Annotated in this window: 16 protein-coding genes; 5 read left to right on the forward strand and 11 right to left on the reverse strand. The window is 52.5% G+C overall.

The features are described 5' to 3' along the window. Positions 1-16: 16 nt before the first annotated feature. The 8 genes from rseP to rpsB all read right to left on the reverse strand — a co-directional run bounded on the left by rseP (position 17) and on the right by rpsB (position 7,910). Positions 17-1,372 carry a sigma E protease regulator RseP gene (gene rseP, locus SGBXF1_RS19280; protein WP_130381869.1) on the reverse strand — a complete coding sequence of 452 codons (1,356 nt, stop codon included), beginning with the start codon at positions 1,370-1,372 and terminating at the stop codon, positions 17-19. Between the two features lie 28 nt (positions 1,373-1,400). After that, positions 1,401-2,249, reverse strand: a complete 849-nt coding sequence (gene cdsA, locus SGBXF1_RS19285) for a phosphatidate cytidylyltransferase (RefSeq protein ID WP_037418841.1) — start codon at positions 2,247-2,249, stop codon at positions 1,401-1,403. Between the two features lie 9 nt (positions 2,250-2,258). After that, positions 2,259-3,017: a (2E,6E)-farnesyl-diphosphate-specific ditrans,polycis-undecaprenyl-diphosphate synthase gene (gene ispU / locus SGBXF1_RS19290; RefSeq protein ID WP_061808470.1), complete on the reverse strand. Its 759-nt coding sequence runs from the start codon at positions 3,015-3,017 to the stop codon at positions 2,259-2,261. Positions 3,018-3,295: 278 nt separating this feature from the next. Further along, positions 3,296-4,492 (reverse strand): 1-deoxy-D-xylulose-5-phosphate reductoisomerase, encoded by a 1,197-nt coding sequence (ispC, locus tag SGBXF1_RS19295; RefSeq protein WP_061808469.1) that lies wholly within the window; start codon positions 4,490-4,492, stop codon positions 3,296-3,298. A gap of 157 nt (positions 4,493-4,649) precedes the next feature. Continuing rightward, entirely contained in the window at positions 4,650-5,207 is a 558-nt protein-coding gene (gene frr / locus SGBXF1_RS19300) for a ribosome recycling factor (RefSeq protein ID WP_037418850.1), read from the reverse strand. A gap of 123 nt (positions 5,208-5,330) precedes the next feature. Beyond that, positions 5,331-6,056, reverse strand: a complete 726-nt coding sequence (gene pyrH / locus SGBXF1_RS19305; RefSeq protein WP_004952223.1) for a UMP kinase — start codon at positions 6,054-6,056, stop codon at positions 5,331-5,333. Between the two features lie 148 nt (positions 6,057-6,204). After that, the gene (gene tsf, locus SGBXF1_RS19310) at positions 6,205-7,056 is read right to left on the reverse strand and encodes a translation elongation factor Ts (RefSeq protein ID WP_037418853.1); all 852 of its coding nucleotides are present in this window, start codon (positions 7,054-7,056) and stop codon (positions 6,205-6,207) included. 128 nt (positions 7,057-7,184) lie between these two features. Next, positions 7,185-7,910, reverse strand: a complete 726-nt coding sequence (gene rpsB, locus SGBXF1_RS19315; protein ID WP_004952226.1) for a 30S ribosomal protein S2 — start codon at positions 7,908-7,910, stop codon at positions 7,185-7,187. A 357-nt stretch (positions 7,911-8,267) separates the two neighbouring features. On the opposite strand from rpsB, the gene map reads away from it, so the two are divergent. The 4 genes from map (at position 8,268) to SGBXF1_RS19335 (ending at position 13,280) form a co-directional block, all read left to right on the forward strand. Next, positions 8,268-9,062, forward strand: a complete 795-nt coding sequence (gene map, locus SGBXF1_RS19320; protein ID WP_037418856.1) for a type I methionyl aminopeptidase — start codon at positions 8,268-8,270, stop codon at positions 9,060-9,062. A gap of 74 nt (positions 9,063-9,136) precedes the next feature. Then, entirely contained in the window at positions 9,137-11,815 is a 2,679-nt protein-coding gene (gene glnD / locus SGBXF1_RS19325; RefSeq protein WP_061808468.1) for a bifunctional uridylyltransferase/uridylyl-removing protein GlnD, read from the forward strand. Positions 11,816-11,936: 121 nt separating this feature from the next. After that, positions 11,937-12,761 (forward strand): 2,3,4,5-tetrahydropyridine-2,6-dicarboxylate N-succinyltransferase, encoded by an 825-nt coding sequence (gene dapD, locus SGBXF1_RS19330; RefSeq protein WP_037418465.1) that lies wholly within the window; start codon positions 11,937-11,939, stop codon positions 12,759-12,761. 129 nt (positions 12,762-12,890) lie between these two features. Next, positions 12,891-13,280: a DUF3461 family protein gene (locus SGBXF1_RS19335; protein WP_006318690.1), complete on the forward strand. Its 390-nt coding sequence runs from the start codon at positions 12,891-12,893 to the stop codon at positions 13,278-13,280. Positions 13,281-13,380: 100 nt separating this feature from the next. Here the strand turns inward: SGBXF1_RS19335 and SGBXF1_RS19340 are convergent, their stop codons facing one another. From SGBXF1_RS19340 to SGBXF1_RS19350, 3 genes are read right to left on the reverse strand one after another with little or no spacing between them, the layout of a single operon-like run. Beyond that, entirely contained in the window at positions 13,381-13,830 is a 450-nt protein-coding gene (locus tag SGBXF1_RS19340; protein WP_037418462.1) for a flavodoxin, read from the reverse strand. 33 nt (positions 13,831-13,863) lie between these two features. Continuing rightward, entirely contained in the window at positions 13,864-14,634 is a 771-nt protein-coding gene (truC, locus tag SGBXF1_RS19345; protein WP_130381871.1) for a tRNA pseudouridine(65) synthase TruC, read from the reverse strand. Further along, positions 14,634-14,963 carry a YqcC family protein gene (locus SGBXF1_RS19350; protein WP_037418506.1) on the reverse strand — a complete coding sequence of 110 codons (330 nt, stop codon included), beginning with the start codon at positions 14,961-14,963 and terminating at the stop codon, positions 14,634-14,636. The genes truC and SGBXF1_RS19350 overlap by 1 nt, the downstream gene beginning before the upstream one ends. A 183-nt stretch (positions 14,964-15,146) precedes the next feature. On the opposite strand from SGBXF1_RS19350, the gene SGBXF1_RS19355 reads away from it, so the two are divergent. Continuing rightward, positions 15,147-16,385, forward strand: coding sequence for an MFS transporter (locus SGBXF1_RS19355; protein WP_037418458.1), 1,239 nt, complete (start codon positions 15,147-15,149; stop codon positions 16,383-16,385). The last annotated feature ends 203 nt before the right edge of the window (positions 16,386-16,588 follow it).

A 16,588-nucleotide genomic window follows, 5' to 3' on the forward strand; every position in this document is an offset into this window, starting at 1 on the left:
TAACCTATCCCCGCCCCTAAAGACGAGAAAAATCATTGAAAAGTGCAAGACCCATTAAAAGCACCAACACGATCGAACCAATGCGGTAACTGTAGTCCTGTACTCGCTCGGAAACCGGCCCACCTTTCAGCTTTTCTATCGCCAGGAAAAGGAGATGCCCACCATCTAACACCGGTAATGGGAACAGGTTGATGATACCCAGGTTGACACTTATCAACGCCAGGAACATCAGATAATACACAAACCCGACCCCAGCTGATGCCCCTGCTCCCTGTGCAATCGAAATCGGGCCACTCAGGTTGTTCAGCTTTACATCACCGGTTATTAATTTGCCCAGCATTTTGACCGTAAGGCTCATTAGCTGCCAGGTCTTGTCCCCAGCCTGATACAGCGCTGGGAAAGGTCCATACTGGCGAATCGTTTTATACTCGTCTGGCAGCGGCAGCACTTTCGGAATGATGCCTGCAAAACCCACGGTTTTGTCTTTTCCCACCGGCTTTGTATCCGGTATCAGCGTCAAAGACAAGGGGGCGCCGTTTCTTTCGATCTCTAAAGCCAGTGGTTGTCCTGGACCGTTGTGGATCCGTTTAACCAACGTTTGCCAACGACCCAATAGCTGACCATCGACTTTAACGATCCTGTCCCCTGCTTGTAAACCCGCCTTTTGCGCTGCCGAATTCGGCTGCACTTCGGCAAGGACAGATTCTATCTGCGGGCCACGCGGAATGATACCCAATGCCACCACGGGATCTTGCTTGTCCGGCTCAAAGTTCCATTGGCGTAAATCCAGGGTTTTAGTCACCACCCGAGAAGAACCAAACGGCGCGATACCTACTTCAGTTTGCGCGTCGCCAATCTTTGTCACCAGCGCCAAACGAACTGATTCCCAATCAGGCGTTTCGATACCATCGACAGACTTAAGTTCCATTCCAGGCGAAATTTCAGCGTTGGCCGCGATCGATTGTGGTGAGATTTCACCGATCACAGGACGGAAACTGGGAACGCCGATAATGAATACCAGCCAGTAGGCAAGGATAGCGAACAGGAAATTAGCGATAGGGCCGGCACTGACGATAGCCGCGCGTTGCCACACGGTCTTATTGTTAAATGCCTGATGGCGGAATTCCGGTGCAACCGAGTCAACACGCTCATCAAGCATCTTCACATAGCCGCCCAGCGGGATCAGGGCAATCACATACTCCGTACCCTGGCGATCTGTACGACGCCACAAAGCACGGCCAAAACCAATGGAGAAGCGCTCTACACGGACGCCGCAACGACGAGCAACCCAAAAGTGCCCGAACTCGTGCACGGTGATTAAAACACCGAGCGCAATAAGAAATGCGACTAAGTTCCAGAGCACGCTAACCATAATCCCTTCACTCCCCGCCATTGACGGATTAAAACACTAACAGCATCAGGCAGGCAAATACAGGCACTGCTGCGGTCAGGCTGTCGATACGATCCAGTATACCGCCATGACCCGGTATCAAATGACCACTGTCTTTGATACCTGCTTCGCGTTTGAACATGCTCTCGGTAAGGTCACCCAGCACCGAAGCCAGCGCAGCCACTATCGAACAAATCAGTAAGGTCGCCGGCACCACATTCAACGGGGCGTAACGGCCAAACAGCCAAGATATCAGGGCTGAGGTGATCAGGCCACCAATGAGCCCCTCCCAGGTTTTCCCCGGAGAAACTTTCGGTGCCAGTTTATGCTTGCCAAACAATTTGCCAAACATATAGGCGCCGGAATCCGCGCCCCAAACCAACAACATCACATACAGCAGCCACCAGGCGCCGGTGAAGTGGTTTTGTTCATAACCGAACTGACGCAACGACAGCATGCCCCAGAAGAACGGCACAATGGTCAGCAGACCGAAAACCAGACGTATCGGGCGTGAGTTACGCCACAGTGCTGCCGAACCGGGATAAAACAGGACCAGTAACAACGCTGCCAGCCACCAAACCAGTGACAGCCATAACGGCCCACCGACCTGTGGCAAATGGACCGACTGGTGATAAGCCGGAATGCTGAGCATCATTAACGCCAGCAGGAAGCCGCACAATATCGCCAACCAGATGCGCTGCGAGCGGGAAGTAAAACCGGCCAATTGGCCCCACTCCCAGGCAGCTAACATGCACACAACGAGCGTTACCAGGGCAAAGCCCACCGGCGGCAGCAAAAACAGCGCTGCGATAACAATCGGAATTAAGATCAGAGCAGTTATGAGGCGATACTTCAGCAAAAGTTCCCCCTAGGACGCATTGGCGCCGATAGGTGTTGTTCCCCCGAAGCGACGCTCGCGTTGTGCAAATGCATTCAGCGCACCTTCAAAGACAAGTTCATCAAAATCAGGCCAGAGTACATCAGTAAAGTAAAGTTCGGCATAAGCAATTTGCCACAGCAAAAAGTTACTGATGCGATGTTCACCACCAGTGCGGATCACCAGATCCACCGGTGATAGGTCACTCATACAGACCCGCTCACCCAGTAACTCTTCGCTAATTTGATCCGGATGCAGTACACCATCCTTCACCTGCTCAGCCAGTTCCCTTACTCCCTGAATAATATCCCAACGGCCACCATAGTTGGCAGCAATGTTGAGTGTCAGGCCATCGTTATTTTCTGTCAGTTGCTCAGAGCGATGGATCCGCTCTTGCAAACGCGTACTGAAACGGCTGATGTCGCCGATCACCCGCAGTCTGACGTTATGTTTATGCAGGCTTTTTACTTCGCTATCCAGGGCACGGACAAAAAGCTCCATTAAGGCGGAGACTTCCTGCACCGGACGGTTCCAGTTCTCGCTGCTGAAGGCATAAAGCGTGAGCGCATCTAAATGGTTGTTGGCGGCAAAGCTGACAGCACGCCGAACCGATTTCACCCCTGCTTTATGACCGAAGACACGTAACTTACCCTGACGTTTAGCCCAGCGTCCGTTGCCGTCCATAATAATGGCGACATGTCGTGGCCCCAGAGTGGACGGATTAGCCTCTTGTTGATTTGCGGACGACATAACTCGTACTTATTTCCTCAATAGAAATACAACTGCCCTTCCGGAACATCAGACCCTTACGCGCAAAAAAAGCCGTGTGCCCGACACGGCTTTTCAGTCTGCCCAGCGACAGCAGGTAATATCTGCTGCGCTATCGGCATTCGAGATGTCAATCAGGCCATAATTCAACGGTATAACCGCTGACAGGTGGCGCAGACTATACCACCTCAACCGGGCCTGAACAAACGGCCCCACTGCGGCACGCGCAATTTGCGAACAAAATAGGATAATTGCCGGTATCAGTTACGCAGTGATTTAACGAATCCAACTGCAACCTCACGTGCCTGACGATCTATTTCTAAGACCGCATCAATGCAAGACGGTTCCTGCACTGATAGCCGCTCGACCACTTTTTGGTTCACTGCCGCTATATCGGTAAAGCGAATCTGCTCCTGCAAGAAAGCCGCCACAGCGACTTCGTTGGCTGCATTCAGTGCTGTCGTTGCCGCCTGACCAGCATCAAAGGCTTCAATTGCCAGATACAGGCAGGGATAGCGCTCCCGCTCAGGTTCAGCAAAGGTCAGTGAGCCAATACGGCAGAAATCCAGTGCTTCTACACCTGAACTGATACGCTGAGGATATGCCATCGCGTGGGCAATCGGGGTACGCATATCCGGCGTACCCAACTGAGCCAGCACACTGCCATCAGCGTAGCGCACCATTGAGTGGATCACCGACTGCGGATGCAGAATCACTTCCATTTGTTCGGCCGAGGCATTAAACAGCCAACGGGCCTCAATATATTCCAGTCCTTTATTCATCATGGTGGCGGAATCTACCGAGATCTTGCGCCCCATCGACCAATTAGGATGGGCGCAGGCTTGATCCGGTGTCATCGTGGCGAACTGTTCCATTGGCGTAGTACGGAATGGGCCACCAGAACCGGTAAGCACGATGCGCGAGACACCATGACTGTCTAATGAAGAGTATCCCAACTGACGCTGAATGCTCTCAGGCAAACTCTGAAAAATCGCATTATGCTCGCTATCCAGCGGCAACAACTGCGTCTGGCTCTTTTGAACCGCGTCCATGAACAGGCGTCCGCAGGTCACCAGCGACTCTTTATTCGCCAATAGCACCTGTTTGCCGGCACGAATGGCCGCTAACGTCGGCAGCAGCCCGGCAGCGCCAACTATGGCCGCCGTAACCTGGTCGACATCGTCCAGCGCCGCCAATTCACAGGCAGCCTGTTCACCTGACATCACCTCGGTGGCAATGCCGTTTTCCGCCAGCAGGATGCGCAGTTCACGTGCAGCGCCTTCATCCGCCATCGCAGCATAGGCTGGACGAAATTCTATGCACTGTTGCGCCATGACCGCTACATTACGGCCGGCAACCAGTGCTTTAATCGCGAAACGGTCGGGATTTTCCCTAACCACGGCCAGGGTACTTGTCCCCACTGAACCGGTAGAGCCAAGAATAGTCAGTTGCTTCATGAGCTCACTCTGAATAACTGTCTGATGAGATCGGAGGTGCTCCAGTGTGTAACCTTGGCCACCACTTGTCCATGATCAATCAGTACGATGAAACGGGATCTGCGCCACAAAAAACAAAGCGCCGCCCAGGCGACGCTTTTTTTCTGCGCGATGCTGATTAGAATTCCATCAGCTCTTTTTCTTTATCCGCCAGAGCGGCATCCAGAAGTTTGATGTAGGCATCAGTCAGTTTCTGAACATCGTCCTGTGAACGACGGTCTTCGTCTTCACTGATTTCTTTGTCTTTCAACAGCGCTTTAACTTTATCGTTGGCATCGCGGCGAACGTTACGTACCGCCACACGGCCCTGCTCTGCTTCATTGCGCACGACTTTGATCAGGTCTTTACGACGCTCTTCAGTCAAAGGAGGCAATGGAACGCGGATAACGCTGCCCGCTGAGCTTGGGTTCAGACCCAGATCAGAAGACATGATGGCTTTTTCTACCGCTGAACCCAAAGAGCGATCAAACAGGTTGATTGCCAAGGTACGGGAGTCTTCAACGGTTACGTTAGCCAGCTGACGCAGCGGCGTGGCGGAACCATAGTATTCCACCATGATGCCGTCCAGGATGCTTGGAGAAGCACGGCCAGTACGGATTTTACTGATTTGATTTTTGAATGCTTCTACGCTTTTTTCCATGCGTGAATCAGCATCTTTTCTGATTTCATTAATCACGTTGCGAACCCTTGGAAGCTGGATACTTGGCAGGCTATACCACAGTATAGCCCGTGAATTTTACTCAAGGAGAGCGCACAGCGCATAGCGTTACCCGCTCCCACTAAATTTGGCAGAACAGCCTTATTTGCTGATCAGCGTACCTTCGTTCTCACCCATCACCACCCGGCGCAGCGCACCCGGCTTGTTCATGTTAAATACGCGGATTGGCAGACCGTGATCGCGAGCCAGCGTAAATGCCGCCAGATCCATCACTTTCAGCTCACGCTCCAACACGTCTTGATAGGTAATATGCTCATACAGTGTTGCATCCGGGTTTTTAACCGGGTCAGCGGAGTATACACCATCCACTTTGGTCGCTTTCAATACCACATCCGCTTCGATCTCGATCCCGCGCAGACACGCAGCTGAATCGGTGGTGAAGAACGGGTTACCGGTACCGGCGGAGAAGATCACCACGCGGTTATTACGCAGCAGGCTGATTGCCTCTGCCCAACTGTAGTTATCGCACACGCCGTTCAACGGAATTGCCGACATCAGGCGGGCGTTCACATAGGCACGGTGCAGTGCATCACGCATAGCCAGGCCGTTCATCACGGTAGCCAGCATTCCCATGTGGTCGCCCACTACGCGGTTCATGCCAGCTTGCGCCAGGCCCGCGCCGCGGAACAGGTTACCGCCGCCAATAACTACACCAACCTGAATTCCCAGTTCGACCAGCTCTTTAACTTCCTGAGCCATGCGATCCAAAACGCTAGCGTCGATACCAAAACCTTCTGCGCCTTGCAGGGCTTCGCCACTCAGTTTGAGCAGAATACGCTGATATACGGGTTTTGCATTGGTTGCCATGGAGTTCTGTCCTAAGAAGCAGTGTTTGTATTGGGGATTTCAGCCGATGAAACGCGCCTGTGCTGAGTATAATGCCACAGGGCTTGCCACCGGTGTAATTCTGGCTGGATAAAATGGAACCGCCAGACGGCGGTTCCATTAACAGTCATTAAGACTGTTTGCTCATTGCTGCAACTTCAGCAGCAAAGTCATTCTCAACTTTTTCGATGCCTTCACCCACTTCGAAGCGGATAAAGTTAACAACGTCAGCGTTGTGCTCTTTCAGCACTTGGCCAACGGTTTTGCTTGGATCGATAACGAAAGGCTGACCAGTCAGAGAAACTTCGCCGGTGAATTTCTTCATACGGCCTTCAACCATCTTCTCTGCGATTTCTTTCGGCTTGCCAGACTGCATGGCGATGTCCAACTGAACCTGGTACTCTTTTTCTACCACGTCAGCAGAAACGTCTTCTGGTTTCACGAATTCTGGCTTGCTTGCCGCAACGTGCATAGCAATTTGCTTAACCAGCTCTTCGTTAGCGCCTTTAGCCGCGATCAGAACACCGATACGCGCACCGTGCAGGTAGCTACCCAGAACTTCGCCTTCCAGAGAAGCAACACGACGGATGTTGATGTTCTCACCGATTTTTGCAACCAGCGCTACACGTTCTTCTTCGAACTGTGCTTTCAACACGTCAACATCAGTGATTTTGCCTGCAACAGCAGCGTCCAGCACTTTGTCAGCGAATGCCTGGAAACCAGCATCTTTAGCAACGAAGTCAGTCTGGCAGTTAACTTCCAGAATCACGCCGTAGTTGCCTTCGATCTTGGTTTTGATCACGCCGTCAGCAGCTACGTTGCCTGCTTTTTTCGCCGCTTTGATCGCACCAGATTTACGCATGTTTTCGATTGCCAGCTCGATGTCGCCGTTGGATTCAACCAGCGCTTTCTTACAATCCATCATGCCAGCGCCAGTACGCTCGCGCAGTTCTTTTACCAGAGCAGCGGTAATATCAGCCATTTCTTTTTCCTCGGTTATCTCGTGTAGAGATAGTTCTCATTCAGATAAGCAAAGGGGGCCTATAAAGGCCCCCCTAACCAACATATTCAATACCTGGTTAATAAGGGCTCAGTGACGAGCTTGCCTTATTATTCAGCTTCTACGAAGCTTTCTTCCGCTTGAACGGCCAGATCTTGAGAACGACCTTCACGGACGGCGGCAGCAACGGCAGTCAGGTACAATTTGATTGCACGGATTGCATCGTCGTTACCAGGGATGATGAAGTCAACGCCGTCTGGATCGGAGTTGGTATCAACGATAGAGAATACCGGGATACCCAGGTTGTTGGCTTCTTTGATCGCGATGTGTTCGTGATCAGCATCGATTACGAACAGAGCGTCAGGCAGACCACCCATGTCCTTGATACCACCCAGGGAGTTTTCCAGCTTAGCCAGTTCGCGAGTACGCATCAGCGCCTCTTTCTTGGTCAGCTTGTCAAAGGTGCCATCTTGAGACTGGATTTCCAGATCTTTCAAACGTTTGATTGACTGACGAACGGTTTTCCAGTTAGTCAGCATGCCGCCCAACCAGCGATGGTTCACGAAGAACTGGTCGCAGTTGTTAGCATATTCTTTTACCGCTTCGCTTGCTGCGCGCTTAGTACCAACGAACAGGATCTTACCTTTACGGGAAGAGATCTTGGTCAGTTCAGCCAGTGCTGCGTTGGCCATTGGTACAGTTTTTTCCAGGTTGATGATGTGAACCTTGTTACGTGCGCCGAAGATGAAAGGCTTCATTTTCGGGTTCCAGTAACGAGTCTGGTGACCAAAGTGTACACCAGCCTGGAGCATGTCGCGCATGGAAACAGTTGCCATGATTAAACCTCTATAGAGTTAGTTGGGGTTATGCCTCCACGTATCCCATAACGCCGACCCTGGCGGTGATAAATCACCTCAGGGCACCCCGGCGGATGTGCCGATACGTGTGTGTTATTTACACAAAGTGAGTGCAGTTAAAGTATTTTCGGCCTTTTCCGTCATTATCACAAGGACGAAGAGCGGATCTGCCGGCGCGCTTTATACCATAAACCCGCCCCCGACACCAACTTTTGTTACCGCCCAGAGGCTGGTAAAGAAATCAAATTTGGCAGCCTCTGGCCGGGCTGGTACCATAAGAGACTGCTTCTTATTTCTTTCTGTTGTCGGCGAGCACGACACCTGCGGACGAATTTCATGGCAATCTCAATTAAAACACCTGATGACATCCAAAAAATGCGCGTGGCTGGCCGATTAGCCGCCGAAGTGCTGGAAATCATCGAGCCGCACGTCAAACCTGGCGTGACCACCGGCGAACTTGATCGTATCTGTCACGATCACATCACTAACCAACAGCAGGCCATTTCGGCTTGTCTTGGCTATCACGGTTTCCCAAAATCGGTCTGTATCTCGGTCAACGAAGTGGTCTGCCACGGTATCCCGAGCGATGACAAAGTGTTGAAAGATGGCGACATCGTCAATATCGACGTCACCGTGATCAAAGACGGTTTCCATGGTGATACCTCCAAAATGTTCATTGTTGGTAAGCCAACCATTTTGGGCGAGCGCCTGTGCCGCATCACTCAAGAAAGCCTGTATTTGTCACTGAAAATGGTGAAGCCAGGCATCCGCCTGCGCACGCTGGGCAAAGAGATCCAGAAGTTCGTCGAAGCCGAAAACTTTTCTGTGGTGCGTGAGTACTGCGGCCACGGCATTGGCGAAGTGTTCCATGAAGAACCACAGGTACTGCACTATGACGCCGATGACGGCGGTGTGGTGTTGCAACCCGGTATGGCCTTTACTATTGAACCTATGGTTAACGCCGGTGATTACCGTATCCGTACCATGAAAGACGGTTGGACGGTAAAAACTAAGGATCGCAGCTTGTCGGCACAGTATGAGCATACTATTGTGGTCACAGATAACGGCTGCGAGATAATGACGTTGCGCAAGGATGACACCATCCCCAACATCATTACGCACGAGATGTAAGCGCCGCGGCGTTTTGCCGCGATGCATGATGTCACAGGCCGGCTTTTGCCGGCCTTTTTTATGGGCTGCGTATTATGTCTGAAAACTTTCGCCAACAAGACACCTCGGTCATTCCACAACAGGCCGTGCCGGAACAGCCTGAATATCCCAACGCCTACGGCGATGATGAGATTAACTGCATCGCGCTGAAACAGCGCCTTGAACAGTTTCAACTCTGGCTCGCGGCGGCATTCAATGCCGGCTCCAGCGCCGAAAGCCTGGTTGCCGCCCGTAGCGACTTTATCGATCGCCTGCTACGTCGCCTATGGACCTTCTACGGCTTTAAAGATATTCCTGAAACCGCACTGGTGGCCGTTGGCGGCTATGGCCGTGGCGAACTGCATCCGCTTTCGGACATTGACGTACTGGTGCTGAGTCAGAGCCGTCTGAATGAGCAGCAGTCGCAGCGTGTAGGGGAATTTATCACCCTGCTGTGGGATCTGAAGCTGGAGGTGGGCCACAGCGTACGAACGCTAGAGGAGTGTCTGTTGGAAGGGTTGGCAGACCTGACTGTCGCCACCAACCTGATCGAATCGCGGATGATCTGCGGCGATGTCGCCCTCTTCCTGCAAATGCAGAAGCACATCTTCAGCGATGGTTTCTGGCCATCCCCCAAATTTTTCCACGCGAAAGTGGTTGAGCAACAAGAACGCCATCAGCGTTATCACGGCACCAGCTACAACCTTGAGCCAGACATCAAGAGCAGCCCCGGCGGGCTTCGCGATATTCACACGCTATTGTGGGTCGCTCGTCGTCACTTCGGGGCGACCTCACTGGATGAAATGGTCGGTTTCGGTTTCCTCACGCAGGCAGAGCGCAACGAACTCAACGAGTGCCAGAGCTTCCTGTGGCGTATCCGCTTTGCCCTGCATCTGGTGCTGCCGCGCTATGACAACCGGTTGCTGTTCGATCGCCAACTCAGTGTGGCGCAGCTGCTGCGCTACGAGGGAGAAGGCAACGAGCCCGTTGAGCGCATGATGAAAGATTTTTATCGCATGACGCGCCGCGTGGGCGAATTGAATCACATGCTGCTGCAACTGTTCGACGAAGCTATCCTGGCACTGGACGCGACGGAAAAGCCGCGTCCGCTGAATGATGATTTCCAACTACGCGGCGATCTTATCGACCTGCGTGACGAAACATTGTTTATCCGCCAACCGGAATCCATCATGCGGATGTTCTACCTGATGGTACGCAACCGCGATATCAAAGGCATTTACTCCACTACAGTGCGCCAACTGCGTCACGCGCGCCGGCATCTAAAGCAGCCACTGTGCAACATTCCAGAGGCACGTGAGCTGTTTATGGCCATTTTGCGCCACCCAGGTGCGGTTTCACGGGCGCTGGTGCCGATGCACCGTCACAGCGTGTTGTGGGCCTATATGCCGCAGTGGGGCAAAATTGTAGGGCAAATGCAGTTCGATCTGTTTCATGCCTACACCGTCGACGAACACACCATTCGCGTCCTGCAAAAGTTGGAAAGCTTTGCCGATGCAGAAACTCGGCCACGCCATCCGCTGTGTGTTGAGCTGTATCCGCGCCTACCAAATCCGGAACTGTTGTTACTGGCCGCCTTGTTCCACGATATCGCTAAAGGACGTGGTGGCGACCACTCTATCCTCGGCGCACAAGACGTGTTGGAGTTCGCTGAGCTGCACGGTTTGAATTCCAGAGAGACTCAATTGGTTGTCTGGTTGGTACGCTGCCACCTGTTGATGTCGGTGACCGCACAACGCCGTGACATTCAGGATCCGACAGTTATTCAGCAGTTTAGTGCAGAAGTACAGAGCGAAACCCGTCTGCGTTACCTGGTCTGCCTGACCGTAGCGGATATCTGTGCCACCAACGAAACCCTGTGGAACAGCTGGAAACAGAGCCTGTTGCGTGAACTGTATTTTGCCACCGAAAAACAATTGCGGCGTGGCATGCAAAACAGCCCGGATCTGCGTGAGCGTGTGCGACATCACCGCCTGCAGGCCTTGGCACTGTTGCGTATGGACAATATCGACGAAGAAGCGCTGCACCGTATCTGGAGCCGCTGCCGTGCCGATTACTTCCTCCGCCACTCACCTAATCAGCTGGCCTGGCACGCCCGCCACCTGCTGGCCCATGATTCCACCAAACCGTTGGTACTGGTCAGCAGGCAAGCGACACGTGGAGGCACAGAAATTTTCATCTGGAGCCCGGATCGCCCTTACCTGTTTGCCGCCGTAGCTGGCGAAATGGATCGTCGTAACCTAAGCGTGCATGACGCACAGATCTTCACTAACCGCGACGGCATGGCAATGGATACCTTTATCGTGCTGGAGCCAGATGGCAGCCCGTTAGCCCAGGACCGTCATGCAGCGATCCGTCACGCGCTGGTACAAGCCATTACTCAACGAGAGTATCAGCCGCCGCGCGTGCGCAGGCCGTCCTCCAAACTGCGTCATTTCAGCGTACCGACCGAAGTCAGTTTCTTACCAACCCATACAGACCGTCGTAGCTATCTGGAACTGACCGCACTCGATCAGCCAGGTCTGCTGGCCCGGGTAGGAGAAGTGTTTGCCGATCTCGGTCTGTCTTTACACGGCGCACGCATCTCCACCATTGGCGAGCGGGTTGAGGATTTATTTATTCTGGCCGACAGTGATCGACGCGCTCTTAACCCGGAAACGCGCAGAAAGTTGGAACAACGGTTGACAGAGGCCCTCAATCCAAACGATAAATTGTGATATACCCTAAATAATTGACGTTGCATCATGGCGGCAAAAGTGCGAACCAACACAGATGCAACGTTAAGAATGACAGGTAACAAGTAACTTTTTCGTAGACAACATCAGGACAGAGAACAGCATGCAGCAATTACAGAACGTTATTGAAAGCGCCTTCGAACGCCGTGCAGAAATCACTCCGGCGAACGCAGACACCGTAACGCGCGAAGCGGTAAACCAGGTGATCGGCCTGTTGGACAGCGGCGCCCTGCGCGTTGCCGAGAAGATTGACGGTCAGTGGGTAACGCATCAGTGGCTAAAAAAGGCCGTGCTGCTTTCTTTCCGCATCAATGACAACAAAGTGATGGACGGTGCAGAAACCCGTTATTACGACAAGGTGCCAATGAAGTTCGCCGATTACGATGAAGCGCGCTTCCAGAAAGAAGGCTTCCGCGTTGTACCACCAGCCACAGTTCGCCAAGGTGCATTTATTGCTCGCAACACGGTTCTGATGCCTTCCTACGTGAACATCGGTGCTTATGTTGACGAAGGCAGCATGGTAGATACCTGGGCAACTGTCGGTTCTTGCGCGCAGATCGGTAAAAACGTTCACCTGTCAGGCGGCGTCGGCATCGGTGGCGTACTGGAGCCCCTGCAGGCTAACCCAACCATCATCGAAGACAACTGTTTCATCGGCGCACGTTCAGAAGTGGTTGAGGGCGTGATCGTGGAAGAAGGCTCTGTTATCTCCATGGGCGTATATCTGGGTCAAAGCACCCGCATTTACGACCGTGAAACCGGTGAAGTGCACTACGGCCGTGTACCGGCGGGTTCCGTTGTGGTTTCCGGTAACCTGCCATCCAAAGATGGCTCTTACAGCCTGTATTGCGCGGTTATCGTCAAAAAAGTCGATGCTAAAACGCGCGGTAAAGTCGGTATCAATGAGCTATTACGTACCATCGACTAAAATAGATATGGCGGGTGATTAACCCGCCATTTTTTTGTCTTCATTACGTGAGCTGTCACAGTCTCTGGCATGGTTATTCGCCATAATCCCAGACCGTGGAATAAAGTCTATTTATAAGGTGGCGCTATTATGTATGACAACCTGAAAAGCTTAGGAATCAATCAACCGGAAGATGTCGATCGCTATAGCCTGCGTCAGGAGGCCAATAACGACATTCTTAAGATTTATTTCCGCAAGGATAAAGGCGAGTTCTTCGCCAAGAGCGTGAAATTCAAATATCCGCGCCAACGTAAAACTGTGGTAGCAGACAACGCCGGTCAGGGTTACAAAGAAATCCACGAAATAAACCCGAACCTGCGCTACGTAATTGATGAACTGGATCAGCTATGCCAACGCGATCAGGTGGAAGTGGATCTGAAACGCAAAATTCTTGATGACCTGCGTCATCTGGAAGGTGTGGTTTCCCACAAGATTGCCGAGATCGAATCCGATCTGGAAAAACTGACTCGCGGTAAATAAGGGTTCAGAGAACTGACAGTACAGATTGTAGGGGCGCAGCATACTGCGCCCGTATTAATCGGGGCGAATATATTCGCCCCTTACAAGACGTCGGGTAATTCTATTTCAGCAACGTGCCCCATTTCTCAACCCATGGGCAAGAAACCACTTCTGGTTCAGGCTGCTCCATCGCATCGATTTCCAGCACTTCACCTACGCGGGTGGCCCCTTGTTCCTGCAGCAACGCATCAAACGCACGCCCGGCACCGCAGAAATTGTCGTAGCTACTGTCACCCAGGGCGATCAGCCCATAGCGTAGCTCCGGTTGGTAGCCGACCTGGTCACGGATAGCGTGGAACAGTGGTGCAATGCTGTCCGGCAAATCACCCTGGCCGGTAGTTGAGGTAATCACCAGCGCATAGTGCTGACGGTAAAACTGCCAAGCCTCAAGCGTGCCTTCTTCAAACAGTTTGACCTCATGGCCTTGCTCACTGAGGATAGTTTCAGCCTCTTCCGCCACCAATAATGAGTTGCCGTAGACCGTTCCCACGAAGATTCCAACCTGAGCCATTGCCCCTACTCCCTTCAATATCTTTGAAAATGATCAGTTATCCTGACCGCTAGCCGGGGGAAACTCAACCCTGGCAAGCTCAGGGATACTCTCTGTCCAGCCAAACTGTGACATTACGCCCTGCCAAGGTTCATCCCAACGCGCAGAAAGGTGCAACGGCTCACCGGTCACCGGGTGGTTCAGTTGCAAATGACTGGCGTGAAGCATCAGGCGTGAACAACCGAAATGCTGAGCCATACCACGATTCTGGCGCAGATCGCCATGTTTGCTGTCACCGATGATCGGATGGCGGATATGCACCATATGACGGCGCAGCTGGTGCTTGCGACCATTTTCCGGCGTCAGTTCAACCAAGCTATAACGCGCACTGTCATAACGACCAATGGCCACCGGCATCTCTACCTGCGCCAGCGACCGATAATGAGTCACTGCCGGCTGTGGACCTTTGTCCTTCGAAGCAAACTTGTCCGCAATTTTATCCAGCTCTTCCGTCAACGGATAATCGATAGTATCGCCTTCGGGCACAAAACCACGCACTACCGCATGGTAAGTTTTTTGCAGCTGGTGCTGCTCAAATTGCTGCGATAACAATCGCGCGACGTCGCTGGAAAGTGCCATTAGCAACACTCCAGAGGTAGGACGATCGAGGCGATGTACGGTAAACACATGCTGGCCAATCTGATCACGAACGGTCTGCATGACAAATTGGGTTTCATGACGATCCAGCCAACTGCGGTGAACAAGCCACCCGGAAGGCTTATTCACCGCCACCAAATACTCATCCTGATAAAGGATCTCAAGCATTATTGTGGCTCTTTATTCAGCATGACATCCAAACGCTGCAACTGCACCAGCAGCGGCATGCAGTTAGGCTCATTATCTTTCAGCGCCTCTTCAAAGTAAGGCGTGATAGCGAAACGCGTCGGCAACGGCGCACCTGCATCCAACAGCGCGTACATACGCGGCAAAAAGACCCATTGCAACCACGCTTCCGCCGACATGCTATCTATGCAAAACGGCTCGGGGCTGGCAAAAGCTTCAGGCTCTGGCGGCGTGGCCTGCCACAGCGCCAACTCTCGCATCGACTGTTCAATTGCCTGCAAACTAAGGCGAACCTGATTTTGTATACTCATCTGCATTCTCGATCTGTTTAAACCATGATATTCAGCGGCGCGGCTGAAAGGCCGCAAAGCATAGCATTTTACTTTTTATAGCCCAAATCCAGCTGAGTGGATAACGTTCGAACATTTGAACTGGTGGCCTACAGCGCCACACGGCACAATATACTTACCAAATAAACCACGCAGATTAGACAGATGCCCGCAATTACAACGACAAAAAATCACGCCACGCCTGGCAAAGCCATGCTTGCTTCGGTCACCGGCTACGCGATGGACGGCTTCGATTTGCTGATCCTCGGCTTTATGCTGCCCGCAATCAGTATCGAAATGGGACTAAGTTCTTCCGCCGCCGGCTCACTGGTCACCTGGACGCTGATCGGCGCCGTACTGGGAGGGGTGATTTTCGGCCACCTCAGCGATCGCTTTGGTCGTATTCGGGTATTGACTATCACTATCCTGATGTTTTCATTATTTACGGGTCTGTGCGCCCTGGCGCAAGGCTACTGGGATTTACTCGCCTATCGCACACTGGCGGGGATCGGACTCGGTGGTGAGTTTGGCATCGGTATGGCACTTATCGCCGAAGCCTGGCCTGCGGAAAAACGCAACCGTGCCTCTGCTTATGTTGGCATGGGATGGCAACTTGGGGTGCTGGCAGCGGCGTTTCTCACGCCACTGCTGCTGACTCATATAGGCTGGCGCGGTATGTTCCTGGTTGGCTTACTCCCTGCATTGGTGTCATTCCTGATCCGTCGCACCTTGGGTGAACCGGAAGAGTTCGTCCGCCAACAACGTACCGGTGAGCAATTGTCATTCGCTCAACGTATAAGGTTGCTGTTCAAAGATCGGGCCACCAGCAAGGCCAGCATCGGCATTTTCATCCTGTGTTCGGTGCAGAATTTCGGTTATTACGGACTGATGATTTGGATGCCAACATATCTGGCAAAAAATTTCGGGTTCTCGCTGACCAAGTCCGGCTTATGGACCGCGGTCACAGTGATCGGCATGACATTCGGTATTTGGCTATTTGGCGTATTGGCCGATCGCTTCACTCGCTGGAAGATTTTTATCAGCTATCAGATTGGCGCTGTAGTGATGGTGATAGTCTACGCGCAGCTTAGCGACCCAACGCTAATGCTGTTTGCCGGGGCACTGATGGGATTGTTCGTTAATGGCATGATTGGAGGCTACGGCGCCTTGATCTCGGATACCTACCCCGTTCAGGCACGCGCTACCGCGCAAAACATCCTGTTTAATCTTGGCCGTGGTGTTGGCGGACTCGGGCCATTGGTCATCGGCGCATTGGTGACACAGGTATCCTTCACTGCGGCAATCAGCCTGTTGGCGGCAATTTATCTGCTGGATATTTACGCCACATTATTCCTGCTACCGAAGAAACAGGGTCATGGCGATACGCTGGGGGCGATTGGTTAACAACTGAGATGAATTTGAGCAGGGACAAGCATCTTTGGTGCTTAATGCATAACCAATATAAAAGTTGAGGGCACTGCGCTAACAGTGCCCTCGGTTCGTTTTATAGCAGTCCTGCTACACAGTGTGCTCCCTGCTCAATCCTTGAAAACTTTTCCTACGGCCATCCTGACCAAACCGTCCTGGCGTTATCCTGTAGCATCATC

It is taken from the genome of Serratia grimesii (genome assembly GCF_900186025.1).
Lineage (GTDB): Bacteria > Pseudomonadota > Gammaproteobacteria > Enterobacterales > Enterobacteriaceae > Serratia > Serratia grimesii.

Excerpts from the sequence above, each read along its gene's own strand:
- tsf (WP_037418853.1), bottom strand. The coding sequence starts at position 7,056 with ATGGCTGATATTACCGCTGCTCTGGTAAAAGAACTGCGCGAGCGTACT.
- SGBXF1_RS19350 (WP_037418506.1), bottom strand. The coding sequence starts at position 14,963 with ATGAGTATACAAAATCAGGTTCGCCTTAGTTTGCAGGCAATTGAACAG.
- SGBXF1_RS19340 (WP_037418462.1), bottom strand. The coding sequence starts at position 13,830 with ATGGCTCAGGTTGGAATCTTCGTGGGAACGGTCTACGGCAACTCATTA.
- truC (WP_130381871.1), bottom strand. The coding sequence starts at position 14,634 with ATGCTTGAGATCCTTTATCAGGATGAGTATTTGGTGGCGGTGAATAAG.
- glnD (WP_061808468.1), top strand. The coding sequence starts at position 9,137 with ATGTCTGAAAACTTTCGCCAACAAGACACCTCGGTCATTCCACAACAG.
- SGBXF1_RS19335 (WP_006318690.1), top strand. The coding sequence starts at position 12,891 with ATGTATGACAACCTGAAAAGCTTAGGAATCAATCAACCGGAAGATGTC.
- rseP (WP_130381869.1), bottom strand. The coding sequence starts at position 1,372 with ATGGTTAGCGTGCTCTGGAACTTAGTCGCATTTCTTATTGCGCTCGGT.
- dapD (WP_037418465.1), top strand. The coding sequence starts at position 11,937 with ATGCAGCAATTACAGAACGTTATTGAAAGCGCCTTCGAACGCCGTGCA.
- rpsB (WP_004952226.1), bottom strand. The coding sequence starts at position 7,910 with ATGGCAACTGTTTCCATGCGCGACATGCTCCAGGCTGGTGTACACTTT.
- ispU (WP_061808470.1), bottom strand. The coding sequence starts at position 3,017 with ATGTCGTCCGCAAATCAACAAGAGGCTAATCCGTCCACTCTGGGGCCA.
- ispC (WP_061808469.1), bottom strand. The coding sequence starts at position 4,492 with ATGAAGCAACTGACTATTCTTGGCTCTACCGGTTCAGTGGGGACAAGT.
- map (WP_037418856.1), top strand. The coding sequence starts at position 8,268 with ATGGCAATCTCAATTAAAACACCTGATGACATCCAAAAAATGCGCGTG.
- pyrH (WP_004952223.1), bottom strand. The coding sequence starts at position 6,056 with ATGGCAACCAATGCAAAACCCGTATATCAGCGTATTCTGCTCAAACTG.
- SGBXF1_RS19355 (WP_037418458.1), top strand. The coding sequence starts at position 15,147 with ATGCCCGCAATTACAACGACAAAAAATCACGCCACGCCTGGCAAAGCC.